The following is a 25,200-nucleotide window of genomic DNA, read 5'->3' as shown; positions in this document are numbered from 1 at the left end:
GCAACGCTCTCCCCTTGAAATTTGCCTGATTTTGTGGTCTTGAGGCCGCCATCTAATTAAGAGCGCTGCCCTTTCCGGCGATCAGGGACCTTTCCCGCCCTGACAGCGCACCCCGTACCAGTTCCAAGGAAAATGCCCCAATGGCCCGTTCTGCTCTTCTCAATGTCATGGTTCAGGCTGCCGTCAAGGCAGGAAAGTCGCTGGGGCGTGATTTCGGGGAAGTCCAGAACCTGCAGGTTTCGGTGAAGGGGCCTGGCGATTTCGTTTCCAATGCTGACCGGAAAGCTGAAAAGATCGTCAGGGACGAGCTCCTGAAGGCGCGTCCGACTTATGGGTTCCTTGGAGAGGAGAGCGAAGAGATCAAGGGCACGGACGGTGCCCACCGCTGGATCGTCGATCCGCTCGATGGCACGACCAACTTCCTACACGGGATTCCGACATTTGCGGTGTCGATCGCGCTTGAGCGCAATGGCGAAGTCGTTGCGGGCGTCGTCTTCAATCCGGCGATGGACGAGCTCTATACTGCCGAGCGCGGTGGCGGCGCCTTCTTGAACGACCGCCGGCTGCGCGTCGGTGCGCGCCGCGTTCTTTCGGATTCCGTCATCGGCTGCGGCGTGCCGCATCTCGGCCGCGGCAACCACGGCAAGTTCCTCGTCGAGCTTCGTCATGTGATGGGCGAAGTGGCCGGCATCCGCCGCATGGGCGCTGCCTCGCTCGATCTCGCTTATGTTGCAGCTGGCCGCTTCGACGGCTTTTGGGAAATGGGATTGTCGCCCTGGGACATGGCAGCCGGCATCCTGCTTATCCGCGAAGCTGGCGGGTATGCGACCGATTGGAACGGCGGCACGGATATCCTCGATGGCGGCGCCATCGTCGCCGGCAATGAATATATTCACAAGGCGCTGATCGAGACCATCAAGCGCCCCATCCCTGCGAAGTGAGACACGTCGGAAACCGACTGTTGTAAAGACACGGTTTTCTCTGCCCGCGCACTTCAATTCGGCACAATGTTGATCTAGTCTTCGGCTGCAAGCAATCCGGAGGGCTGCGCAACCATGGAAAATGTGAATGCGGCGGAATTCGGCTCGACCGAAAAACCGAGCAGCAACTATGTCTATAAACTCTCCAGCCCGATGCCGTTCCTCTGGACGATGCTCCTGTTCCTGGTCATCGTCGGCTTCATCGCCGCCATCCTTTTCCGGCAGACGCAGACAGCGTTCATGCACAATCCGGGCCTCAACGGCCTCATCGTCGGCGTGCTTGCGGTCGGCATCATCCTGGTCTTCAGCCATGTGCTGTCGCTTCGTCCGGAAGTGCGCTGGTTCAATTCCTTTCGCGCAGCCGGCAGTGCGGACAAGGTAAACCGTAATCCGAGACTGCTTGCCCCCATGCGGGCGCTGATCGGTAACCGTAAGTCAACGGCGACGCTTTCGACCACCGCGCTACGCTCTATTCTGGATTCGATCGCCACCCGCCTCGATGAATCGCGTGATACGTCGCGTTACCTCATCGGCCTTCTCGTCTTCCTCGGTCTTCTCGGTACCTTCTGGGGTCTCATCGGCACGATCGGCTCTATCAGCGGCGTCATTCAGTCGCTGGATGCAGGCTCGAACGGCACCGGCGACGTGCTGACCACGCTCAAAGAAGGTCTGTCCTTGCCGCTTTCCGGTATGGGACAAGCCTTCTCGTCTTCGCTGCTCGGCCTTTCCGGGTCGCTCATTCTCGGCTTCCTCGATCTTCAGGCCGGCCGGGCGCAGACTCGCTTCTACACGGAACTCGAAAACTGGCTTTCCTCGGTGACCGACGTCGGGTCGGATATTGCCGTTCCAGCGCTCGACTCGGGTACGTCTTCCGAGGACCTTCGCGCGATGTCGGACTATCTAAAGAAGGTTGCCGAAGAAGGTGGAGCCGGCAGCCAGCGCTCGGTTGCCGCGATGGCGAGCCTTGCCGAAGGCATTCAGGGTCTGGTCAAGAACATGCGCAACGAACAGCAGATGCTGCGCGACTGGATCGAAGCGCAGCAGGACGAGGCAAAGGCCATGCGTCGCACGCTCGATCGGCTGGCCGAACGCATCGGCACGCAGGAAAAGCAGAGTGGCGCCGAGAGAAGCCACCGCGTCAGCCAGACCGAAAAGACCGAGGGCAAGTAAGCCATGGCGCTCGCCCGAAACCGCCGCCGCCACGGCGAAATGAACTACTGGCCGGGTTTCGTCGACGCACTGTCGACGCTGCTGATCGCCATCATGTTCCTGCTGACGGTTTTCGTCGTCGGCCAGTTCATTCTAAGCCGCGAGATTTCCGGTCGCGACGAAGTGCTGACCCGCCTCAACAGCCAGATTAACGAACTGACGCAGCTGCTCGCGCTGGAGAAGGGCAGCAAGCAGGATCTCGAGGATTCCGTTGCCAATCTGCAGGCATCTCTCGCGACCGCTGAAGGTGACCGCTCGCGGCTGCAGGCATTGCTCGATGCCGGTTCCGGCGGAAAGGATGCGGCACAACAGCGCATCGGCGGCCTGACAAAGGAACTCGACGAACAGAAGCAGTTAAGCGACCGGGCGCTCAGCCAGGTCGAAATTCTCAACCAGCAGATTGCGGCCCTGCGCAGCCAGATCGCAGCCGTCGAGGCGGCGCTTCAGGCATCGGAGCAGAAGGACCAGAGTTCGCAGGCGAAGATCGCCGATCTGGGCCGGCGGCTGAATGTCGCGCTGGCACAGCGGGTTCAGGAACTCAATCGCTACCGCTCCGACTTCTTCGGCCGCCTGCGCGAGATCCTGTCCGACCGCGAAAACATCCGCATCGTCGGCGACCGTTTCGTCTTCCAGTCAGAGGTTCTGTTCCCTTCCGGCAGTTCCGATCTCAATCCTGAAGGCACGACGGAGATGACGAAACTTGCCACTGCGCTGCTTGATCTTTCCAGGGAAATACCGCCGGAAATCAACTGGGTGCTCCGGGTCGACGGCCATACCGACAATGTGGCGCTTTCCGGGGCCGGCCGCTTTCGCGACAACTGGGAGCTTTCCTCGGCGCGTGCCATCTCCGTCGTCAAATACCTGATTTCGCAGGGCGTGCCTTCCGACCGCCTCGTTGCGGCAGGTTTTGGTGAATTCCAGCCGATCACGCCCGGCGATACCCCAGAAGCCCGCGCCACCAACCGCCGCATCGAGCTCAAGCTGACCGAGAAATAGTCGCTGGTAGGGCACGCCTGCCTTTTCCAGCCGCAAGGGGCGGGCGGCCCCACCAAGGGTTCTGCCATCCATTCGAAATCATCAACGAAAAATTCGCGATGGGAAGTCCTGTGGTTGCATTGACGTTTACGTGTGCGTAATTTCATGCCGATCGATGCGGGGAGGCGTTCGGGATGGAATATGACGTGCTGGTCGTGGGTGCGGGTCTTGCCGGGCTTGTGGCCGCGGCGGAAGCGGCAGATCGGGGACGCAAGGTCTGCATTCTCGACCAGGAGGGCGAACAGAGCCTCGGCGGGCAGGCCTTCTGGTCGTTGGGCGGCCTTTTTTTCGTTGATAGTCCCGAGCAGCGCCGCCTCGGCATTCGCGACAGCCTCGATCTTGCCAGGCAGGATTGGGCGGGTTCGGCTGGCTTCGACCGGCCCGAGGATTACTGGCCGCGGCTTTGGGCGGATGCCTATCTCGATTTTGCGGCGGGCGAGAAACGCTCCTTTCTGCATCAACAGGGCATGCGCTGGTTTCCGGTCGTCGGTTGGGCGGAGCGTGGCGGCGGGATGGCGCATGGTCACGGCAATTCCGTGCCGCGCTTCCATCTGACCTGGGGCACGGGGCCCGCCGTGCTTGCACCATTTATCCGGCGCGTTCGGGAGGCAGGGGCGAGAGGCCGCGTCACATTTGCCTTTCGCCACTGCGTGGACGAGCTCATGGTCGAAAATGGCGCCGTCTGCGGCGTGCAGGGGACGATCCTCGAGCCCGATGCCGCGCCGCGTGGCAAGGCAACGGTTCGCATGGCTGCCGGAACATTCGAATTCCGCGCGGGCGCCGTCATCGTCACTTCCGGCGGCATCGGCGGCAACCACGATCTGGTGCGCCGGAACTGGCCGGCAGAGCGTCTTGGTCCTGCGCCTGCGTCGATGGTTGCGGGCGTTCCCGCCCATGTCGACGGCCGCATGTTGGCGATCGGCGAGCGTGCCGGCGCGAGCATCATCAACAGCGACCGCATGTGGCACTATACGGAAGGCCTGAGGAACTGGGATCCGATCTGGGCGAACCACGGCATCCGCATCCTTCCCGGTCCGTCGTCCTTCTGGTGCGATGCCGACGGCAGCCGTTTTGCTCCGCCGGCGATGCCAGGCTTTGACACGCTTGCCAGCTTGAAGGCGATCCTCGTCAGCGGACATGATTATAGCTGGTTCATTCTCACCAAGGCGATCATCAAGAAGGAGTTCGCGCTTTCGGGTTCGGAGCAGAACCCTGACATCACCGGTAAGGATATTCCGTTGCTTTTGAAACGGCTCGGCAAGAACCCGCCCGGGCCGGTGCAGGCCTTCATGGAGAAGGGCGAAGATTTCATCGTCCGCAAGACGCTCGAAGAACTGGTCGAAGGCATGAATGCGCTGACTGGAGAAAACCGGCTCGACATTGCGCATCTGCGTGGGCAGATCGAGGCGCGCGACCGGGAAATCGACAATGCCTATTCCAAGGATGCACAGGTAACTGCCATTCGCGGCACCCGAAATTATATTGGCGACAAGTTGTTGCGCACGGCAAAGCCGCACCGGCTGCTGGATACCAAGGCGGGGCCGTTGATCGCCGTGCGGCTGCATATCCTGACGCGAAAGTCGCTGGGCGGTCTGCAAACGGATCTTTCGGCGCGGGTGATCAGTATCAATGGTGATGCGGTGCCGGGTCTCTATGCCGCCGGTGAGGTCGCCGGTTTCGGCGGAGGCGGCATGCACGGCTACAAAGCCCTTGAAGGAACCTTTCTCGGCGGTTGCATCTTTTCGGGCCGGGTGGCGGGAAGAGCCGTATGAGGCGGCGCCTTTGAAGCGCCGCCAGTCTGGTTAAGCCGTTGCCTTGGTCTGGTCGTCGACCGTTGCGTCGGGCGCATTCTTCTTGATGGATTCAATGGCGCTCAGCGCGGACGCCTTGGCCTTGTAGCCCTCCGAGCTGAACATGGATTCGCCGTTCGAAGCCTTGAAGCGGAAACGGAATTCGCCAGCCTTATCCTTGTACACTTCAAACTTATACATCGATTATCTCCCAATTATCAGGAAGTTGCCTCGGTAACGGGAGACAACCTAGTGCAAAAGTTGAGTCTATTCCATCTGGATATTCGCACCCTTGACGATGGGTCCCCACTTGGCCAGTTCGGCCTTCACATGTGCGCCAAGTTCCTCCGGCGTGGAGCCGACGATCGTGGCGCTGAAGTCTTTCATGCGCTCGGCAACGGCCGGGTCCTTCAGGGCCTTGTTGGCGGACGCGTTGAGCTTTGCCACAACATCCGCGGGTGTATTCGCCGGCGCGAAGAGCGCGTTCCAGGTATAGGTCTCGTAACCAGGAACGCCGGACTCAGCGATGGTCGGAATATCCGGGAAGGATGGAGCACGTTTCGCCGTAGTGACCGCCAGCGCCCGCAGCTTGCCGGATTTGATGTGGCTGGACGACGACGGCAGGTTGTCGAACATGATCGATACCTGATTGCCCAGCAGATCGGTCAGCGCCGGGCCCGCACCCTTGTAGGGGATGTGCTGCATCTTGACGCCGGCCATCGAATTGAACAATTCGCCGGAAAGATGAAGCGGCGTGCCGTTGCCGGAGGAAGCATAGCTCCATTTGTCCGGCTCGGCCTTCAGCAGCGCGATCAGTTCCTGTACGTTCTTTGCAGGCAGCTCCGGATTGACGACGAGCACGTTGGGCACGATGACGAGCAGTGAAACCGGCGCGAAATCCTTTTCCGGATCGTAAGGCGTGGATTTAAGGATTAGCGGGTTCAGCGCGTGCGTCGCGACCGTTCCCATCAGGATGGTGTAGCCGTCCGGTTCAGCGCGAGCCACATTGCCCGCACCGAGATTGCCGCCCGCACCGGCGACGTTCTGGACGATCACCTGCTGACCAAGGTCTTCCGACATCTTCTCGGCGATGATGCGCGCCACGACATCGGTCGACCCGCCGGCGGCAAATGGAACGACCAGCGTAACCGCGCGCTCCGGAAACCCTTCGGCATGCGCGGCTCCGGCGCCCAAGGCCGCAAGCATGCCGAGGCCGAGTGCCATGCGGCGGGTCATATTGAAAAGTGCCATTCGATTCTCCTCCCGGAATTCAGCGATGATGTTTCCCAATTGCATCAAATCAGGCAAAAGGAGGGTAGGGCGGAGGAGGATAAAAGCAACCGAAAGCGGCCGCATGGAATTGCAACTTTAGTCGCTGAGGTAAACTATCCGACTATTGATATTACAATCCGTCCTCCGATAACCATCTATGCGAAAGACGCAATCGAATTTGTACGCTTGGCGGGACGAGATCGTGGAGTTTGACATGCAGCCGGTATCCAATCCATTTCCGGCAGTTGAGAACGAGGAGGACGGTCTTTGGCCGGTGCGCCGGCACAAGATCCTCGACTGGCTGATCAATGAAACGCGCAACCAGCGGTTCATCGACAATATTTTAGTGGAGATGTGCGAGCGGCTGCGAGCTTCGGGCGTTCCCGTCGCCCGCGCGACGATGCATTTCCGGACGTTGCATCCTCAATGGCTCGGCGCGCGCATCCTCTGGCATCCCGGCTTGCAGGAAGCAAAGATCACCACCTTCGGTTACGGCGTCGAGACAACGTCGCAATTCCTGAACAGCCCGATGAACGAGATCTTCAGCGGCGGTAGGGAAGTGCGGCAGAACCTCGAAGGAGAAGTTGCTTCCTATCCGCTCTATGGCGAGTTGCAGGGTGAGGGGCTGACGGACTATGTGGCATGGCCGATGGAGCACACACTCGGAAAACGGCACGTGATTACCTTCTCAAGCGACAGGCCAGGCGGCTTTAAGGAAGACCATCTGACCTTCCTCAAGGACCTTTTACCGGCGCTCACGCTTGTCACCGAAATCCGCATCAAGAACATTCTTGCCCGCACGCTGCTGCAGACCTATGTCGGGCCGCATGCCAGCGAGCAGATTCTTGCAGGCGCCACGACCCGCGGCAGCGGCGCGACGGTCGGCGCCGCGATCCTCATCTGCGACTTGCGCGACTTCACGACGATCTCCGACTTATGGCCGCGCGACGATGTCATCGAACTGCTCAACGCCTATTTTGATGCCATGTCGGAGCCAATCGAAAAGCACGGCGGCGAAATCCTGAAATTCATGGGCGACGGCTTGCTCGCCATATTTCCGCTGACCAATCCGGATGCCTGCATCAATCTTCTCCGGGCGATCAAGGAAGCGCAAGCGGCGATGACCGAGCTCAATCTCTTCAACGCGGAACGGGGACATGTGGAGCTGCGCTATGGCGTCGGCGTGCATGTGGGGGATGTTATGTACGGCAATATCGGCTCGCGCAAGCGACTCGATTTCACCGTCATCGGCCCGGCCGTCAACATTGCATCGCGGCTGGAGAGCCTGACCAAGGAAATTAAGCGTCCTGTGCTGCTGTCGAAAGCCTTCGTCGAAATGGCAGGGTGCGAAAGCGACCTGGAGAGCCTCGGATCCCACCCGCTGCGCGGCTTGGATGTGCCTGTGGATGTCTACGCGTTTCCTCAGGGGTAACGTCTATTTGACGGTCGCCAGGAACTCTTCTGCACCTGCATCGAACTGCAGCTTTGCCAGCTTGGCATAGATGCCGCCGTGGCGGATCAGGCTCTGATGCGTGCCTTCCTCGATGATGCGGCCCTGATCCATGACGAGGATGCGGTCGGCTTTCAAAACGGTCGCAAGGCGATGGGCGATGACGAGCGTCGTGCGGCCGTGCATGAGGCCGTCGAGCGCCTTCTGCACCAGCGTTTCACTCTCGGCGTCAAGGGCTGACGTCGCTTCATCGAGCAGGAGGATCGGGGCGTTCTTCAGGATCGCGCGGGCGATGGCGATACGTTGGCGCTGGCCGCCGGAAAGGGTAATGCCGCGCTCGCCGACCTCGGTGTCGTAGCCCTTGTCCAACCTCGCGATGAATTCATCGGCCTGGGCGGCAATCGCTGCGGCGCGTACGTCCTCGCGCGTCGCGCCGGGGCGGCTGAAGGCGATGTTGTCGTGGATTGAAGCGGCAAAGATGGTGACGTCCTGCGGCACGATCGCCATGCGTTCGCGCAGATCGCCGGGCGTTACTTCGCGCGCATCGATACCATCGATCCCGACGCTGCCCTGCTGCGGATCGTAGAAGCGGAGCAGCAGAGAGAAGACGGTGCTCTTGCCGGCGCCTGATGGGCCGACAATGGCGACGGTTTCGCCCGGCGTCACATTGAAGCTCAGGCCATGCAGCGCCGATTTTCCGGGGCGTGACGGATAGGCGAAGTGCACGTTCGAGAATTCGACGCGTCCCCGGGTCGGAACGGGCAGGGTCTCGGGCTTTTCCGGTGCTGCGATCGTCGAGACTTCGTCCAGCAGCTCGGTCAGCCGGTCGGCGGCGCCTGCCGCTTGCGAGAGTTCTCCCCAGACTTCCGACAAAGCGCCGAGAGAGCCGGCGGCGATGACCGAATAGAGCAGGAACTGCCCGAGCGTACCGGCAGACAGCGTTCCCGTCAGAACATTGTGCGCGCCAACCCAAAGGACAGCAACGACGCTGCCGAAGATCAAGGTGATCGCAATGCCTGTCAAAAGCGCGCGCGAGCGGATGGCGGAGCGTGCTGCCTCATAGGCGGATTCGACGGCAGCGCCGTAGCGGCTTGCGGCCGCATCCTCGCCGTTGAAGGCCTGGACGGTGCGCGTGGCAGCAATCGTCTCGTTGGCAAAAGCGGAAGCTTCGGCGAGGGTATCCTGCGCGGCTCGGGAGCGCTTGCGCACGGACCGCCCGAAGCCGACGAGCGGGAAGACGATCAGCGGGATTGCGCCGAGCACAAGACTTGAAAGCTTCGGCGAGGTGACGATCATCATGCCCATGGCACCGAGGCAGAGGATCAGATTGCGAAGCGCCACCGAGGCGGTGGCACCGACAGCCGATTTGATCTGCGTGGTATCGGCCGTCAGGCGTGACACAATCTCGCCGGACTGGTTGACATCGAAGAAGGAGGGAGAAAGCCGCGTGACATGAGCAAAGACATCCCGGCGCAGATCCGAGACGATGCGTTCGCCGAGCGTGATGACGAAATAGTAGCGAAAGGCGCTTGCGGCCGCGAGTATGACGGCGATGACCAACAACATGGCAAAGTAGCTGTTGATGAAGGTGCCGTCAGCTTGCGTGAAGCCATGATCGATCATGCGGCGCACGGCAAGCGGAAGCGTGAGCGATGTCACGGCGGCAACGATAAGCGAAACCAGCGCGCCTGCGACGATGCCCCGGTAACGCTTCACATAGGGCGCCAGCCTTGCCAGCGGCTTCAAGGAACGCGACTTCTTTTCCGCGGTCTGCACTGCGTTTGCCAAATCATCTCCAATCGCCCCAATACCGCTGAACAGCGGCTTGTAGGCCCTTGTTATCCGGGCGGCCTTCATGTATAGGCACCGCATCCGAATGGGAAGCCGTAGCCTTAGCGACTGCGGCTTCATTTATTCAATCGGTTCTCTTGCCGCAATGACTTGCGTCAAATTGGACCCTGGCATCGCAGGAAGATTGTTATGAAGGCTGATATCCATCCCGACTACCACGTCATCAAGGTGGTGATGACCGATGGCACCGAATACGAAACCCGCTCGACCTGGGGTTCGGAAGGCGCTGTCATGAACCTCGAAATCGATTCCAAGTCCCACCCGGCCTGGACCGGCGGCAACCAGCAGCTCATGGACCGCGGCGGCCGCGTGTCCAAGTTCAACAAGCGCTTCGGCGGCCTCGGCCTCTAATCGCTTCTGCGGTACCGAATTTGAAAAGAGCCCGGGTTTCCGGGCTTTTTTATTGCTTGAATCAGTCTGAATGAGTGCCGGGACCTGCAAAGGTTCACGAACCTCGATGAGATAGAGCAGCAACCAATTGCCGCACAACGGATGATCTGAGTGCTCGGCGTTCTTTGATCATGAAAAGCAGGCATCTCTAACTAGCGGATGTTCCTGCGGCGCTTTTCCATGCGCTTGACCTCCCGTTTGAACTTTCCGGATTGAACAGGCGTCAGCACAGACCGTCGAAGAGGGCGTCGGCATTTCGAACCGCTTGGCTTTGCCTTCTTCCAGTTCCTTCATTGTTTTTTCAGTGAACGCTTCGGCACGTTGACTTCGAAGCGTAGGCGATGCTCGTCGGCACCCGCATCATCAGAAGACGGATTGCGTCAGAAACCCCATCGCCTCGAGAACGGCAGTCGCCTTCTCGCCTTCCTCCTGGATGTAGCTACAACATGGAGTATGCAACAAAAAACCGGCCGCGTATCACGCAGCCGGTTCCATCTTTAGTCTATGCAAGCTCTCAGTTGTTGCCGAAAGCCGTTTGCAGCAGGCTCAGTTGTGCCTGGACGCTGTTCTGATTGTCGGGAACGATTGGCGCTTCATTCGGGCGATAGATTTCACGGTCGAGAAGGGCAACGCGGTTCTGTAGGCGCAGCGAGCGTTCGACGAGATCGCGGAAGGCTTCCGGCAGATCGCCCCAGCCTGGAGCATTGCGGTCCACGTTGAACCCGTCGAGGCGGACCTTGTTCTTTTCAGCGAGAACCTGGTCTCGTGACATCTCGCCGTTATTGACGGCACGCTGCAGGAGCAGCCAGGACGCCATCTGCATCAGGCGGGTCGTGAGGCGCATCGATTCGGCAGCGTAGAGAACAGAAGCCATGCGGGGTAGAACCTTGGATGCGGCGCGGCCATTGCCATCCAGATAGGCGGCAGTTTCCTCGACCAGCGACATGCCTTCCGCGTACAGAGTCTTGAACTGCGAGGATGCGGCAACGCGGCCCGCAAAACTGATTGTGTTCAAACCGAGTTCCGACATTCAAATGGTTCCTGTTGCACGCGTCTACATATGTTCAGGTAACGCCAGCCTGAAACAAAAGTTTCAGAGGTCTGTCTTTATGTCTTTAGGATGGTATCTTTAGCCCAGATGCGCAAGGCGTTTCTTAAGAAAAGGTTAACTTCCACAGTTTCGTGGGAAATCGGCGCCGGCGCAAAAAGAAGAGCCGCAAAAGCGGCTCTCAAGGTAAAACAGGGAGAAAAATCAGACCAATTCGCCGCATGGAAAACTGTCTGAGATCCAGACGAAATCTGGATAAGAACAGTAATATCTCATAAAGCTTAATATTCTATTAACATTGTTTCGTATTAAGACTTCCGGCAGCGGTTATTCGCTTGCCTGTCGCCTTTGATCGAACGCTAGGAGCGAAAAAGGCTTTCGGCTGCGGCGCGGCCTGAAGCTTTCCTCGTGACTTCGGCCTCTATGCGGGTAATCTCCGCCTTCAGCTGTTCGACACGCTCCTTCAGCTCGTCCACGGAAAGCATGGAGAGATCGGATCCGATTTCGTAAGCCGCCTTCTTAGGCAGATCATCGTCAATGAAACTCATGAGCAATCCTCCGTCCGGTTCTCAGCCGTATTTTACAGCAGGATCGTCGCTTTCGGGAGGCTTGTTCGACATGGGCTCGACAAGCGACATGCTCTCGGGCGTCAGCATCTGCGAGGTGCCGGTCGGCATCGTCGTGTAAGTGTCGCGTTCGCTTGCCGGCACTGCGGCGCGAATGCGGCTGCGGATGATTGCGTAAGCGGTGATGAAGACATGCGACAGCGCCGTGACGAGGAAGAGCGCGTGCGGGCTTGTCATCGCCATCACAGGGCCGCCGATCGTTGGTCCGATCACCGTCCCGATACCATAGAGCAGCAGGAGCCCGCCGGAAACCTTCACGAAATCCTCGGCGGAGGCGAAGTCGTTCGCATGCGCTACGGCGATCGGATAGAGCGTGTTGGCAACTGCACCGTAGAGGATGACAAGGCCGATCAGAAGCGCGGGCGAAGAGGGATGCAGCACCACGATCAGAAGGCCAGCGACCGCGGCAATCGCCGACATCACTGCCAGAACATAGCGGCGGTCGATACGATCGGAAAGGCGGCCGGCCGGAAGCTGCATCAGCGCACCGGCGAAAATGGTGGCGCTCATCATGATTGCGATGCTGGCATCGGAAAGTCCCGCACCTGCCCCGAAAACCGCTCCGAGCGTGCCGTAGGCACCATTGGCGATGCCGACCATCAAGATGCCGAGGCAGGAGACGGGCGAATTGCGGTAGAGCGCAGGCAGGTCGAGCTTCACGGCCTTCAGCGGCTGCGGCGAGGCTGCGGTCGAAAGCGTCGTGGGCAGCATGGCGATGCAGTAGAAGATGCCGCAGACCATGAAGAGCAACGGCGTTCGCACGTCTTCGAGCGGGATCATCATCTGGCCGCCGACGACGCCGAGAAGGGTGATGCCGATATAGAGCGAGAAGATTGCACCGCGGCTTTCGTTCGTGGCCCGCTCGTTCAGCCAGCTTTCGATGATCATCGAGGTGCCGGCGGTCGAGAAGCCCGTGACGGCGCGCAGCGCGATCCACCAGATCGGATCGATGATGATGCCGCTCACAAGGGCGATAATGGCGATGATCGAAATGAAGCCGGAGAAGGCGCGCACATGGCCGACGCGCCGCACCAGTTTGGGGGCGACGAGGCAGCCGACGACAAAGCCTGCCGCCCAGGACGTGCCGAGCAGGCCGAGCGTGGTCGTGGCATAACCTTCGAGGTTGCCGCGGACGGGAAGCAGGATGCCCTGCAGGCCATTGCCCATGAAGAGGAAAAGCGTTCCGAAAAGCAGCGCGGCGACGGACAGCAGATTTCTTCTCATTTCCACATTCTCGGCAAGTTCGATTTAAAAAGTCATAAGACAAGACGCTGCCCGTCCTGTCCCAATGGTGTTGATTATGGCTCGGAATGCCGTTACGGCATGAAGAAGTGCTGTGTTCGCGCGGAATAATGTCCGTCCTGTGACATTCTGAAATATTGGAAAAATAATGCCATGACAAAGCTGCTGGCGCTGTTGCTCGTCCTTGCCATGGTTATACAGATCATCAAGCCGCTGGGGCTGCCCGGTTTGCGGCAACGGATGGACTTCTGGAAGATTGCGCTGATTGCGTTTGCCGTTTGGGCGGTTGCGCTTCTTGGCCGCGACCTGATCGCCTAGACGGTGATCTCGCCGCGCATGACCGGCACGCAACTGCCGGAAATCGTGACGTCCGTCACGACGCCATCTTTCTTGATGACATCGACGTCGATGATGCTGCGCCGGCCCATCTCGACACCTTGCTCGATCGTCACACGCCGGCTCATGGTTTGCTCCGGTGCGAGTGAGACGAGATAGGCGCAGAGTGCCGCAGAAGCGCTGCCTGTCGCCGGATCTTCGGCGACGTTGTCTAGTGGCGCGAACATGCGGGCGCGGATCGTCCAAGGCTCGTCCGGAGAACGGACATAGACGAAGAGCGAGAAATCGTGATTGCTTTCAGCGTTCGGGCCGGCAGCCTCTTGGAAATGCGTGAGATTCGGTCGGGCAGCGCCCAGCGATGCCAGGCCGTCGAGTTCGGCAACAGCAAAGGTAAGGCCGACGGAGACGAATACCGGTTGGTGGGTCGATTTGAAGATCGCGCTGCGGTCGATGCCGATGCAGCGCGCAATGGTTTCTTCGCACACGGCAGTCCCGATATCCAGAGGCCGAGGCGCACGGATCGTTGCAGCAGTGACTCGACCTTCGGTACGCCGAAGCGCCACTTCAACCAGACCGGCCTTCTCTTCGAAACGCAGCGTGTCGCCGATCGGCCTGCCGAAGATCTCCCGCTGCTGGCCGAGAACATAAGCTGTGCCGACATTCGGATGGCCTGCGAAAGGCACCTCCATCGTCGGCGTGAAGATTCGGACATTCGCTGTGTTGGTGGGATCCTTGGGCGGCAGGACGAAGGTGATTTCGGAATATTTGAATTCCGCTGCGATCTTCTGCATCGTCTTGGTGCTGAGCTGCTCTGCGCCGGTGACGACGGCGAGCGGATTGCCTTCAAAACGGTTGGAAGTGAAAACGTCGACGGTCGTATAAGAAAGGACAGTCATTGCGGCTCCGATATTTTGGAAGCCGCAATAATGTGTCACGTCCTTCGATCGCCAAAGCGCAATCTTGTCGCCGTGACAATGCGGAGAATTGAGCTTGGCGAGCTTGCGCCGCCCTTCGTCATTCATGTGCTGTCACAGGACTGAAGCCACGGCGCGTCCGCGCCGTGGATGGTTCTTTCATCATTCGTTTTCGAGTCATTCGCGCCATGGACATGGCGCGGCTGGATCCCGGTGGAAAGCGCACGGCAGGAGGACTCGTCGCAAAGGCGCTAAGTGGCGGCTACGCCGCGTTTTCAAGTTCCTGTTTCCAGCTGCCCTTGGCCGCAAGGCTGTTCATTTCGGCGCGGTGGCTGAAGGCGCGCTGGCCGGCGGCGACGTTTTCCTGTTTTCCGCCCCACGCCTTCAGTGCCGTATCCTGCAGCGCGCGGCCATAGGAGAAGGTGACCTTCCAAGGCAATTCGAATCCGGAATTGATCGCCGAGAGGTGAGCTGTTGCTTCTTCGGTGGATTGACCGCCGGAAAGGAAGGCAATTCCGGGAACGGCGGACGGAACCGTGCGCTTCAAAACCTGGACGGTGCGTTCGGCGACTTCCGCGACGGATGCCTTGCGGGCGTTCTTGCCGTCAATGACCATGTTTGGCTTCAGGATCATCCCTTCCAGGCTGACGCGGGCATCGGCAAGTTCTTCGAAGACGGTGCGCAGCGTCCATTCGGTGACTTCGGCGCAGCGGTCGATATTGTGGTCGCCCGGCTTGCCGTCCATCAGGCATTCCGGCTCGACGATCGGCACGATACCGGTTTGCTGGCAGAGCACGGCGTAGCGGGCGAGCGCATGGGCGTTTGCTTTCATCGAACCCCAGGTCGGCAGCGAGGAGGAGATGGCGATCACGCCGCGCCACTTGGCGAAGCGGGCTCCGGCTTCATAATATTTGGCAAGGCGGTCGGCGAGGCCGTCGAGGCCTTCGGTAATCGTTTCGCCCGGATACTTCGCCATCGGCTTGGCGCCGATATCGACCTTGATGCCGGAAATGCTGTCTGCAGCCTTGATGATGTCGACGAAGGGCGTGCCGTCGGCCGCCTTCTGATAAAGCGTCTCTTCATAGAGGATCACGCCCGAGATATACTTCTTCATAGCCTCTTCGGAGCGGAAGAGCATTTCGCGATAATCGCGGCGGCTTGTTTCAGTGGATTCCAGGCCGATCGTATCGAACCGCTTTCCAATCGTACCGGTCGATTCATCGGCGGCAAGCAGCCCCCGGCCACCCGCTACGATCTTTGCTGCAATGTCTTCCAGGCGTTCGCTCATTTTTTACTCTCTCCACGACAAGAAAATCGGCAACCATGCATATAGGTCGGCGATAACAGAAGTTTATAGGCAGGAGAATGGAGCGCTAAGTCATTGAAACGATTGAAATCGTTTCAATCGTTTGAAACTTTGAGAGTTTTTTCGATGCGTGAGCAAAAGACCGCCGAGGCCCGCAAGCTTCAGCGGTCTATCCGCATGTAAAGATTACAAAATCAGCCGGGCGGTCACTTGCCGGAAAGGACGGCAACGCCCGGCAGGACCTTGCCTTCCATCCATTCGAGGAAGGCGCCGCCTGCGGTCGAAACATAGCTGAAGTCATCAGCGGCACCGGCATGGTTCAGTGCCGAGACAGTATCGCCGCCGCCTGCGACGGAGGTGAGCTTGCCAGCCTTGGTGCGTTCGGCAGCGTATTTGGCCGCTGCGACCGTCGCCTTATCGAAAGGCTCGATTTCGAAGGCGCCGAGCGGCCCGTTCCAGACCAGCGTCTGGGCGCGCTCGATCCAGGCCTTGACCACCTCGACCGACTTCGGACCGACGTCGAGGACCATGGCATCGTCGGGGATGGCGTTGATGTCGACGGTCTGGTTGGCGGCACCTGCCTTGAACTCGCGCGCGACAACGCCGTCTTCCGGCAGAATGATCGCGCAGCCGGCTGTCGCGGCTTCGATCATGATCTGCTTTGCGGTTTCGCCAAGGTCATGCTCGCAGAGCGACTTGCCGACATTGGTGCCGCGGGCGGCGAGGAAGGTATTGGCCATGCCGCCGCCGATCACCAGGGCGTCGACCTTCTTGACGAGGTTCATGAGCAGATCGATCTTGGTGGAAACCTTGGCGCCGCCGACGATGGCAACGACCGGGCGTACCGGACTGCCGAGGCCTTTTTCGAGCGCTTCGAGCTCCTGCTGCATCGTGCGGCCGGCATAAGCAGGAAGCAGGTGGGCAAGGCCCTCGGTGGAAGCATGGGCGCGATGCGCGGCGGAGAAAGCGTCGTTCACATAGATGTCGCCATTGGCAGCGAGCGCCTTGGTGAACTCCGCGTCGTTCTTTTCCTCACCTTTGTGGAAGCGGGTGTTTTCGAGAAGCAGGATATCGCCATCCTTCATTCCGGCGACTGCCGAAGCAGCGGCTTCGCCGATCGAGTCCGATGCCGTGGCAACCGGCTTGCCGAGCACCTTTGCAACGTCCGGCGCGATCAGCGAGAACGAGAGGTCCGGTGAGGGGCCTTCTTTCGGGCGGCCGAAATGCGCAAGCAGAACAACCTTGGCCCCCTTCTTCGACAGTTCGAGGATCGTCGGCGCAACGCGTTCAATGCGCGTCGTGTCGGTCACCTTGCCGTCTTTCACGGGCACGTTGAGGTCGACGCGGACGAGAACACGCTTTCCGGCGATGCCGCTGAGGTCGTCGAGAGTCTTGAAAGCTGGCATGAGACTATCCGTTCGTTATTTGCCTTGGAAAGTGGCCGACCATAGCAAGGATGCCTCAAGACGCAAGGCGTTCAACCGTGGTTTTCACGCGCGTTTTCCTCACGGTCCGGCACGCCCTTGGCCGTTGCGGCTTCCGGGTTTTTGCGACCCTTGAGGCGTTCGCGGATACGCTGGACGATGTCATGCAGATTGATGAAGATCGGCAGCGTGATGGCAGGCTCGACCGCCTCGAGCGACATGCCGACCGAGGTGATATGGGCCTGGTCGTCGAGGTCGCGAACGATCAGGATGATCGAGCCGAGCCGGACGCGATCGGCATAGTCCGCCTTGCCGCCAAGGCGCTGCTTCATCAGTTCGGCGATCGTCAACCCCTTCTCGGATTCATTCAGCAGGCCCGGGCCGTAGGCAGCATCGAGATCGGCTGCAGGGCGGGCAGGAGAGAGCGCGAAGGCACCAAAGAACTCGGCATCGTCGGCGTCCACTGGCGCGCGACTGGCGAAAAGCCGGTCAAGCAGACGCGAATGGCTCGGCACGATGAATAGATAGACGAGATCGTTCTCGCGCAGCCGCCCGGCATATTGATAACGCATCGACTTGCCGTCGCGGATGACGAGCGAAGGCGTTGCCCAGCGCGGGATGCGCTCACCGCGAAGGATCGGGCTGTCCTTGATGACGCGATAGGAAAGCAGCTCGTGGTTTGCCGCACCCGGCAGGTCGACCTCGACCTTGTCGACGGCACCCATGCGCGGGGGAATGATGAGGCCGAGTTTCTTGGCCACCGGCTTGATCGTCCAGCCCTGAATCAGCAGCGAGACCAGCACGATAATGAAGGCGGTGTTGAAATAGATCTGCCCGTTCGGCAGCCCGCCGAGGATCGGCATGATGGCGAGCAGGATCGAAACTGCGCCGCGAAGCCCGACCCAGGCGACGAAGCCGATCTCCTGCTGCGTATAGTCGAAAGGCAGGAGCGAAAGCCAGATGGCGAGCGGACGGGCAACGAAGATCAGGAACAGCGCCAGTGCAACCGCTGGGAGGATGATTGCCGGAAACTGCGAGGGCGTCGCGAGCAGGCCGAGCACGAGGAACATGATGATCTGCGCGAGCCAGGTCATGCCGTCTTGAAAACGCTTGATCGATCCCAGCGCCGGAAGCTTGCGGTTTCCGGCATAGATGCCGGCGACATAGACGGCCAGGAAACCGCTGCCGCCGACGGCGCCTGCGAAGGAAAACACCAGCATGGCAAGGCCGAGCACGAAGATCGGCGTGAGGCCGCGGTCAGTGTCCAGACGGCCGACGACCTGCGCAATCATCATGCCGCCGAGCAGCCCGAGGATGACGCCAAGGCCCATTTCCTGAATGAACACCGCGAGCATGCCGATATTGATGCCGGCATAGCCTTCGCCGCTGGCAAGCAGTTCGACGAGGGCGATGGTGAGGAAGATCGCCATCGGATCATTCGTGCCGGATTCCACTTCGAGCGTCGAGCGCACCTTGTCGCGGATGTTGATGCCACCGATGCGCAGCAGGAAGAAGACGGCGGCCGCATCCGTGGAGGCGACGATCGAGCCGAGCAGCAGGCCCTCGAGCCAGGTAAAATTCAGCAGCCACATGGCGACGACGGCAAAGAGGCCGGCGGTCATCAGCACGCCAACGGAGGCAAGCGTCAGCGAAGGTATAGCCGCGAGCTTGAAGGCCTGAATCGGCGTGCCGAAGCCGGAATCGAAGAGAATGATGGCAAGTGCGATCGAGCCGAGGATATAGGCGAGATAATTGTTGCTGAACTCGATGCCGAGCCCGTCTACGCCCGCAATCAGGCCGATTGCCAGGAAAAGCAGAAGCAAGGGAGCGCCGAAGCGGAAGGCGAGCAGGCTCGAGAAGGCCGCAAGAAGCACAAGCGCCGTCGATACCAGTACGACGATGTAGAATGCTTCCACGTCCAACCCCTTTCATTGCCCGCCGCAACCCACCCCGGCATGTAGCTATTTCCGCCCTCCACGCTTCATTCCGCCTGCATCAGTAAACGGCAAAACAGGTCGGAAGGGTAGGCCTTGCGGCTTAACCTCGCTTGCCTGCGGCTTCATGCTGCTGAACGGCGCGCCGGACGGCTGCCGGTGGAGGATGCTACGGGAGAGATTCTCTATGAAGAATTTATAGGTAAATCAGGCAAGAGCAGGGCAAGGAGAAGAGGACTGCAATTTTTTGTTTTTCAAAGGGTCCTTAGACGCCGCTCAAATTTTTCTTTACCGCGAAGCACTTCTGGATTCTATCCACGAGCGTGCCATCGCGGAGCGGCACCTTATCAATCGTCTTATATGTCCGGAAGCCCATCTTCTCGTAGTAGGCGAGCCCGCCAGTGTTATCGGCGCGGATGGTTGCATTGATGAATGCGACGCCGCGCTCTTCGGCGGCGGACAAGGTCGCGGCGAAGAGCTGGGTACCGACGCCGGGTATCTTCGGGCTCAGGCGAGCAAAGGTTCCGATGTCGGCCCACCCTTCCGGCAGGTTTTCGTAAAGGCTCAGGAACTGAAATCCTGCAATGTCAGGCCCGGCCTGCGCGACGTGGCATGTCAGTGCGAACTTGCCGGTGATGAACCAGTCGGTCAGTTCCATTACTGATAGAGGCTCCTCCAGAGCCGTGGTGCCGCCAGCTTCGATTATCTCGTTGAGGAGCATACAGAGCTCCTCTGCGTCGCCTGCGCTTGCCTTTCGAATATCGAGATATACCACGATCTTCTTCCTCGTCTTGCCGGCATGGGCAGATGCTTGCCGTTGTTGTCGCAAGGGACGTCATAGCTCGGGCAGTGCTCAAAACAAAAGCGGCCCGCTTTCGCAGGCCGCCTTCCTAAAATCCGCTTCGCAAAACCTAGATGAGCTTCGCAAACGCAACGGCCGTGTCGGCCATGCGGTTGGAGAAGCCCCACTCGTTGTCGTACCAAGTGAGGATTCGCACGAAATTGCCTTCCATGACCTTGGTCTGGTCGATTGCGAAGATCGAGGATTGGCTGTCGTGGTTGAAGTCGCGGGAAACCAGCGGCTCCTCGGTGTAGCCGAGAACGCCCTTCAGCTTGCCGTTGGCGGCAGCCTTGATGGCTTCGTTGATTTCCTGAACCGTGGTTGCCTTCTTGGCGACGAACTTGAAGTCGACGACGGAGACGTTCGGGGTCGGGACGCGGATCGACGTGCCGTCGAGTTTACCCTTCAGTTCCGGCAAGACGAGGCCGACGGCTTTTGCCGCACCGGTCGAGGTCGGAATCATCGAGAGTGCGGCAGCGCGGGCGCGGTACAGATCCTTGTGCATCTGGTCAAGCGACGGCTGGTCGTTGGTGTAGGAGTGGATGGTCGTCATGAAGCCGTGGTCGATGCCGACGGCGTCGTTCAGCACCTTGACGACCGGAACCAGGCAGTTCGTCGTGCAGGATGCGTTGGAGATGACCATATGCTCCTTGGTGAGCTGGTCGTGGTTGACGCCGTAGACGACGGTCAGGTCAGCACCGTCAGCAGGCGCCGAGATAAGGACGCGCTTGGCGCCGGCGGTGAGGTGGGCTGCGGCCTTGTCGCGCGCGGTGAAGATGCCGGTGCATTCCATCGCGATGTCGACGCCGAGTTCCCGGTGCGGAAGCGTTGCCGGGTCCTTGATCGCCGTCACCTTGATCGGCTTGCCATTGGCGACGATGATCGTGTCGCCTTCGACCTTGACGGCTGCGGGGAAGCGGCCGTGGATCGAGTCATAGCGCAGCAGGTGGGCATTGGTTTCGACAGGGCCGAGGTCGTTGATCGCGACCACCTCGATGTCAGTGCGGCCAGATTCGACGATCGCACGGAGAACATTGCGGCCGATGCGGCCAAAGCCATTGATGGCAACCTTTACAGTCATTTGCATTCACTCCCTAGATATGGGGCTTGCGGATGAGTGGAGAGCGTCGGAACGCTCCCCCTTTAGAGCTTGGCTTCTGCTGCGGCGACGACGGCTTCCGCCGTGATGCCGAAATGCTTGTAGAGTTCCTTGTATGGGCCGGACGCGCCGAAGCTCTTCATGCCGATAAAGGTGCCTTCCGGGCCGATAAACGCGTCCCAGCCTTCGCGGACGGCGGCTTCGACGGCGATCTTGACCGGCGACTTGCCGAGGACCGCATTGCGGTAGGCTTCGGGCTGCTCGAAGAAGAGTTCGGTGCAGGGAACGGAGACGACGCGCGTGGAAATGCCCTTGCCTTCCAGCGTGGTGCGAGCGGCGATGGCGATCTCGACCTCGGAGCCCGATGCGAAGATCGTGACCTTGGCATCATCGGAGCCGGCGAGCGTGTAGGCGCCCTTAGCCGAGAGGTTCTTCTCGCTGTATTCGGTGCGCACGGTCGAGAGGTTCTGGCGGGTGAGCGCCAGGCCCGACGGACGGTTTGGCGTCGTGATGGCGATCTGCCAGCATTCGGCGGTTTCCGTGGCATCAGCAGGGCGGAAGACCATCAGGTTTGGAACGGCGCGCAGTGCGGCGAGCTGTTCGACCGGCTGGTGCGTCGGGCCATCTTCCCCGAGGCCGATCGAGTCATGCGTCAGCACGTGGATAACGCGGATGCCCATCAGCGAGGCGAGGCGGATCGGCGGGCGGCAATAATCGGAGAAGATCAGGAAGCCGCCGCCGTAGGGGATCAGGCCGCCGTGCAGCGAGATACCGTTCATGGCGGCAGCCATGCCGTGTTCGCGGATGCCGTAATGCATGTAGCGGCCGGAGAAGTCGGTCGGGGTAATCGACCTCATCTGGCTCGTCTTGGTGTTGTTCGAAGGCGTCAGGTCGGCGGAGCCGCCGAGCGTTTCTGGCAGGAAGCCGTTGATAACTTCGAGGGCATCTTCCGAAGCCTTGCGGGTCGCGACCGTCGGCTTGGTTTCGGCAAGCTTCTTCTTGTATTCGCTGATCGCTGCATCGAAGCCGGGCGGCAATTCGCCGGCAAAGCGGCGGGTGAACTCGGCCTTCTTGTCGGAGGCAGCGAGGCGGCCCTCCCAGGCCGTGATGGTCTCGGCAGAACGGGTGCCCGCCTTGCGCCAGGCTTCCAGAATGTCGGCCGGGACGGTGAAGGCTTCGGCGTCCCAGTTCAGTGCCTCGCGGGTAGCGGCGATTTCATCTGCGCCGAGCGGGTTGCCGTGCACCTTGTGGGTGCCCTGCTTGTTCGGCGCGCCGAAGCCGATGATCGTCTTGCAGGCGATCAGTGTCGGACGGTCGGATTTCTGCGCGGCTTCGATAGCGGCGGCAACGGCAGCCTGGTCGTGACCATCGACTTCGATCGTGTTCCAGTGCACTGCCTTAAAGCGCGCGACCTGGTCGGTCGAATCCGACAGCGATACTGCGCCGTCGATGGTGATCGAATTGTTGTCCCAGAAGACGATGAGCTTGTTGAGCTTCAGGTGGCCGGCGAGCGCGATGGCTTCCTGGCTGACGCCTTCCATGAGGCAGCCGTCGCCGGCGATCACATAGGTGTAGTGGTCGAGCAGGTCGGGGCCGAACTCCTCGCGCAGTTTGCGCTCGGCGATCGCCATGCCGACCGAATTCGCGATGCCCTGGCCGAGCGGGCCGGTGGTGGTCTCGATACCGGTTGCATGGCCGTATTCAGGATGGCCGGCTGTCTTATAGCCGAGCTGGCGGAAATTCTTGATGTCCTCGATCGACATGTCCGGATAGCCGGTCAAGTAAAGCAGCGAATAAAGCAGCATGGAGCCATGACCGGCCGACAGCACGAAGCGGTCGCGGTTCGGCCAGTGCGGCTGCTTGGGATCGAAGTTCAGATATTTCGTAAAGAGAACGGTGGCGACATCCGCCATGCCCATCGGCAGGCCCGGATGGCCCGAGTTTGCCTTTTCGACGGCATCCATGGAGAGAAAACGGATCGCATTCGCCATCCGGTCATGTTGTTCGGGAGAGGTCATGGCTTTTCCACGGGTTTCCGGTGTCGGGAGATGGCCTCGAGCCTTCTGAAGGCCATCGATGAAAGCGGGTGAGACATAGCAGTTGGAACGGCCAAGTCAATAAATTGCGGGCCATATCCGGGCGGGGTGCGACGATTTTTGACATTTGATCGTTGAGTTTTGCAAAAGACGAATCTGCTGCTTCAGGTGCGTGTATTTCAGTCATCCACAGAATAGGGCCCATGCGCCGGTACGGCTTTTATTGACGCGCCGTCGGCTAGCTGCATATCCTGTTGAAATCACTGGACCGGCAAGGCCTGCCGATTCGAGAGGTCTTGCGCGGGAGAACCGGACAGCGACATGACGCCCACAGGCAAATCCATGGAAGCGGCCCTCAACGAGCTGAAGCAGGCGATTTCCGGCTTGGAAAACGCCGTGGATATGCGAATCGAACGCCAGCGCGAGCAGGGCGACATCGAGGGCGAGGTTCGCCGCGTGCACGCCGATCGCTCCAAACTCGCGCAGGAACTCGACCAGGCAGAATTCCGTGCCAACCGGCTGGAAGAGGTCAACCGCGAGGTTTCGCGGCGGCTGGTAACGGCGATGGAGACGATCCGCGCGGTTCTGGACCGCTAATGGAAAGACAGTGACATGGCACAGGTGACGGTAACGATTGACGGGAAGGCCTATCGAATGGCCTGCGAGGAAGGACAGGAAGACCACCTGACCGACCTCGCCAACCGCTTCGACCGCTATGTCGGCCATCTCAAGGGTCAGTTCGGCGAAATCGGCGACCTGAGGATCACCGTCATGGCCGGGATCATGGTGATGGACGAAATTTCCGAGCTGAGCCGCCGCGTGGCTGAGCTGGAAGCTGAGCTCGAAACGCTGCGGGGCAATCGAGACACCGTTCTCGCTGCGACCGCCCGGACGGAGGAAAACCTCGCCGAAGTGCTCGGAGAGGTAACGAGCCGCATTCGCGGCATCACCGACAAGCTCAACGGCCGGGCGCCTGCCGAGCTTAATTAAATTTGCGCAGCATGCATGTCCCTCTGGCGCAGCTTTGTGAACGGCCTTATATATCGTGCTGCGATCTGCGCCTCTCGACAGGAACCACAATCCCTGGGGCCATACTCGATCCAAAGGGAGCTGTCCCTGACCAGGCTCGTGGGCCTGGACACACGGTGCCCACCTACGTTTGTAGGCGCCCAGGATCGTAAATCTCCATCGGCTGCCGCGGATCGCACTACTTTTTTCGAAGGCATGGGCTCTGCCCCTCGTCTATTCCGATATCTCTCTGCATATGCGCGTTCAGTGCGGTTGCCGGCTGCGGCGGGGCTGTGGATCTTTGCTGCTGCGCTGGAGCGGCGAGGCTGCTAAACGGCAGCAATGCATTCAGAATTCTTATCGAAAACCTCATGGCTTATCTCCCATGCGGTCAATTTATTATTGCTTTGCACCGCTGTATAATGAAACTCGATTGTTTTTATCATGAGAGATTTTCATGGCAGATCGTCCGTTGCCGCCGCTTTCGACCCTGCAGGCCTTCTGTGCTATTGCGGAGACAGGAGGCTTTGGGCGTGCCGCGGAGCGGCTAGGGCTGACACAGACAGCCGTCAGCCATCAGATCGCACAGCTGGAAGGCTGGATGGGCGGCCGGCTCTTCGATCGCGGGCGGCACGGCGCCCGGCCTTCACCGCTCGGTCTCAGGCTTCATCCCGAGATCGCGAGCGCGCTTGCTTCGCTTGAAAGCGCTTTGCATCAGGCACGGGAGGCAAGCGCCAGTCCGTCGCTGACGATCGCGACGACACCGGAATTTTCAAGCCAATGGCTTGCTCCGCGTCTCGAGGCTTTCTGCCGTCGCTATCCGAAAATCGAAGTCCGCACCGCCGTCGGCTATCAGCGACCGGACTTTTCAAGTGTCGATTTGGCGATCTGGCTTGGTCAAGGCGGCCCGGACCTTGTGACGGAGCCGCTTCTGCTCGACGAGGAATTCGTCGTCTGCGCGCCGACTCTCTCAAGCAGGCTTCCAAGCCGTGGTGCCATTCGCGCCGCGCCGTTGTTGCTCTATCGCGGCATGCGGCACACTGTGCTCGACTGGCAGCGATGGTACGAACAGGTGACTGTCCGAGACGATCCGAACGTCGAGCCGCTTGCCGGCTTCGACATCGCAAGAGCGGTCGATGAAGCGCCGGTCTTCGATTCCTTCGAGGAGATGCTGCAAGCTTGCAGCAGGGGACAGGGTTTTGCGCTGGTGCGCAGTTCGCTGGTTGCCGAGCATATTGCCGCCGCAAGACTTGTGCGCTGTTTTGTCGAGCGCCAGCCTGCAGCCCTGAACTACGCGATGCTCTATCCCGCCGGAGCCCTGGAAAAGTCGTCGTTGGCGCTCTTTCGGAAATGGCTTATCAGCGAGACGGAACATTCTTAGCCGCCTATCTTGAATTCAATTCACAAGT

The 25,200-nt window shown here is 60.0% G+C and carries 23 protein-coding genes and 1 other RNA gene; 11 read left to right on the top strand and 13 right to left on the bottom strand.

Translation table 11 applies throughout. The features are described from left to right. The first annotated feature begins 140 nt into the window (after positions 1–140). The 4 genes from A3C3_RS0117105 (at position 141) to A3C3_RS0117090 (ending at position 4,996) form a co-directional block, all read left to right on the top strand. Complete coding sequence (locus A3C3_RS0117105; RefSeq protein WP_022715806.1) at positions 141–941, top strand: inositol monophosphatase family protein; 801 nt, start codon at positions 141–143, stop codon at positions 939–941. 114 nt (positions 942–1,055) lie between these two features. Further along, a complete protein-coding gene (locus A3C3_RS0117100) occupies positions 1,056–2,150 on the top strand; it encodes a hypothetical protein (protein ID WP_022715805.1) in 1,095 nt (364 codons plus the stop codon). Positions 2,151–2,153: 3 nt separating this feature from the next. Further along, entirely contained in the window at positions 2,154–3,185 is a 1,032-nt protein-coding gene (locus A3C3_RS0117095; RefSeq protein ID WP_022715804.1) for a peptidoglycan -binding protein, read from the top strand. 173 nt (positions 3,186–3,358) lie between these two features. After that, the gene (locus A3C3_RS0117090) at positions 3,359–4,996 is read left to right on the top strand and encodes an FAD-binding dehydrogenase (RefSeq protein WP_022715803.1); all 1,638 of its coding nucleotides are present in this window, start codon (positions 3,359–3,361) and stop codon (positions 4,994–4,996) included. Between the two features lie 30 nt (positions 4,997–5,026). Here the strand turns inward: A3C3_RS0117090 and A3C3_RS0117085 are convergent, their stop codons facing one another. Then, positions 5,027–5,215: a YegP family protein gene (locus A3C3_RS0117085; protein WP_022715802.1), complete on the bottom strand. Its 189-nt coding sequence runs from the start codon at positions 5,213–5,215 to the stop codon at positions 5,027–5,029. Positions 5,216–5,281: 66 nt separating this feature from the next. Beyond that, complete coding sequence (locus A3C3_RS0117080; RefSeq protein ID WP_022715801.1) at positions 5,282–6,265, bottom strand: Bug family tripartite tricarboxylate transporter substrate binding protein; 984 nt, start codon at positions 6,263–6,265, stop codon at positions 5,282–5,284. Positions 6,266–6,500: 235 nt separating this feature from the next. On the opposite strand from A3C3_RS0117080, the gene A3C3_RS0117075 reads away from it, so the two are divergent. Then, on the top strand, positions 6,501–7,718 hold the full coding sequence (locus A3C3_RS0117075; protein WP_028739723.1) for an adenylate/guanylate cyclase domain-containing protein: 1,218 nt from the start codon (positions 6,501–6,503) through the stop codon (positions 7,716–7,718). A 3-nt stretch (positions 7,719–7,721) separates the two neighbouring features. Here the strand turns inward: A3C3_RS0117075 and A3C3_RS0117070 are convergent, their stop codons facing one another. Then, on the bottom strand, positions 7,722–9,524 hold the full coding sequence (locus A3C3_RS0117070; RefSeq protein ID WP_028739722.1) for an ABC transporter transmembrane domain-containing protein: 1,803 nt from the start codon (positions 9,522–9,524) through the stop codon (positions 7,722–7,724). 192 nt (positions 9,525–9,716) lie between these two features. Between A3C3_RS0117070 and rpmE the strand changes: the two genes are divergently transcribed. Next, positions 9,717–9,938 carry a 50S ribosomal protein L31 gene (rpmE, locus tag A3C3_RS0117065; protein WP_027508080.1) on the top strand — a complete coding sequence of 74 codons (222 nt, stop codon included), beginning with the start codon at positions 9,717–9,719 and terminating at the stop codon, positions 9,936–9,938. 553 nt (positions 9,939–10,491) lie between these two features. Here rpmE and rcdA read toward each other — a convergent pair. From rcdA to A3C3_RS0117050, 3 genes are all read right to left on the bottom strand, one after another. Further along, complete coding sequence (gene rcdA / locus A3C3_RS0117060; RefSeq protein ID WP_022715797.1) at positions 10,492–11,007, bottom strand: protease adaptor protein RcdA; 516 nt, start codon at positions 11,005–11,007, stop codon at positions 10,492–10,494. 377 nt (positions 11,008–11,384) lie between these two features. Then, on the bottom strand, positions 11,385–11,573 hold the full coding sequence (locus tag A3C3_RS0117055) for a DUF1192 domain-containing protein (protein WP_022715796.1): 189 nt from the start codon (positions 11,571–11,573) through the stop codon (positions 11,385–11,387). A gap of 21 nt (positions 11,574–11,594) precedes the next feature. Further along, on the bottom strand, positions 11,595–12,875 hold the full coding sequence (locus tag A3C3_RS0117050; protein WP_022715795.1) for an MFS transporter: 1,281 nt from the start codon (positions 12,873–12,875) through the stop codon (positions 11,595–11,597). A 171-nt stretch (positions 12,876–13,046) separates the two neighbouring features. On the opposite strand from A3C3_RS0117050, the gene A3C3_RS46125 reads away from it, so the two are divergent. Then, positions 13,047–13,211 (top strand): hypothetical protein, encoded by a 165-nt coding sequence (locus A3C3_RS46125; RefSeq protein ID WP_022715794.1) that lies wholly within the window; start codon positions 13,047–13,049, stop codon positions 13,209–13,211. Here A3C3_RS46125 and A3C3_RS0117040 read toward each other — a convergent pair. The 7 genes from A3C3_RS0117040 to tkt form a co-directional block, all read right to left on the bottom strand. Beyond that, the gene (locus A3C3_RS0117040; protein WP_028739721.1) at positions 13,208–14,125 is read right to left on the bottom strand and encodes a PhzF family phenazine biosynthesis protein; all 918 of its coding nucleotides are present in this window, start codon (positions 14,123–14,125) and stop codon (positions 13,208–13,210) included. The two genes, A3C3_RS46125 and A3C3_RS0117040, sit on opposite strands and share 4 nt — an antisense overlap. A 280-nt stretch (positions 14,126–14,405) precedes the next feature. Then, on the bottom strand, positions 14,406–15,431 hold the full coding sequence (locus A3C3_RS0117035) for a class I fructose-bisphosphate aldolase (protein ID WP_022715792.1): 1,026 nt from the start codon (positions 15,429–15,431) through the stop codon (positions 14,406–14,408). Between the two features lie 224 nt (positions 15,432–15,655). Next, a complete protein-coding gene (locus A3C3_RS0117030) occupies positions 15,656–16,855 on the bottom strand; it encodes a phosphoglycerate kinase (RefSeq protein WP_022715791.1) in 1,200 nt (399 codons plus the stop codon). Positions 16,856–16,926: 71 nt separating this feature from the next. Beyond that, a complete protein-coding gene (locus A3C3_RS0117025) occupies positions 16,927–18,789 on the bottom strand; it encodes a potassium/proton antiporter (RefSeq protein WP_033419703.1) in 1,863 nt (620 codons plus the stop codon). A gap of 283 nt (positions 18,790–19,072) precedes the next feature. Further along, positions 19,073–19,528, bottom strand: coding sequence for a GNAT family N-acetyltransferase (locus A3C3_RS0117020; protein ID WP_051154486.1), 456 nt, complete (start codon positions 19,526–19,528; stop codon positions 19,073–19,075). Between the two features lie 190 nt (positions 19,529–19,718). After that, positions 19,719–20,729, bottom strand: a complete 1,011-nt coding sequence (gap, locus tag A3C3_RS0117015) for a type I glyceraldehyde-3-phosphate dehydrogenase (RefSeq protein WP_022715788.1) — start codon at positions 20,727–20,729, stop codon at positions 19,719–19,721. 62 nt (positions 20,730–20,791) lie between these two features. Further along, the gene (tkt, locus tag A3C3_RS0117010) at positions 20,792–22,765 is read right to left on the bottom strand and encodes a transketolase (protein ID WP_028739720.1); all 1,974 of its coding nucleotides are present in this window, start codon (positions 22,763–22,765) and stop codon (positions 20,792–20,794) included. Between the two features lie 339 nt (positions 22,766–23,104). Between tkt and A3C3_RS0117005 the strand changes: the two genes are divergently transcribed. The 4 genes from A3C3_RS0117005 to A3C3_RS0116990 all read left to right on the top strand — a co-directional run bounded on the left by A3C3_RS0117005 (position 23,105) and on the right by A3C3_RS0116990 (position 25,172). Continuing rightward, a complete protein-coding gene (locus A3C3_RS0117005; RefSeq protein WP_022715786.1) occupies positions 23,105–23,380 on the top strand; it encodes a DUF4164 domain-containing protein in 276 nt (91 codons plus the stop codon). Positions 23,381–23,395: 15 nt separating this feature from the next. Further along, positions 23,396–23,773 (top strand): cell division protein ZapA, encoded by a 378-nt coding sequence (locus tag A3C3_RS0117000; protein WP_022715785.1) that lies wholly within the window; start codon positions 23,396–23,398, stop codon positions 23,771–23,773. Positions 23,774–23,832: 59 nt separating this feature from the next. Further along, positions 23,833–23,991: non-coding RNA, 6S RNA (gene ssrS / locus A3C3_RS43750), on the top strand. Positions 23,992–24,248: 257 nt separating this feature from the next. Beyond that, positions 24,249–25,172, top strand: coding sequence for a LysR substrate-binding domain-containing protein (locus tag A3C3_RS0116990; protein WP_022715783.1), 924 nt, complete (start codon positions 24,249–24,251; stop codon positions 25,170–25,172). Positions 25,173–25,200 lie beyond the last annotated feature (28 nt).

Origin of the sequence: Rhizobium mongolense USDA 1844 (assembly GCF_000419765.1) — a bacterium.
Classification (GTDB): domain Bacteria; phylum Pseudomonadota; class Alphaproteobacteria; order Rhizobiales; family Rhizobiaceae; genus Rhizobium; species Rhizobium mongolense.
The sequence above is the reverse complement of the archived record's forward strand: the minus strand, read 5'-3'. Positions and strand labels throughout refer to the sequence as shown.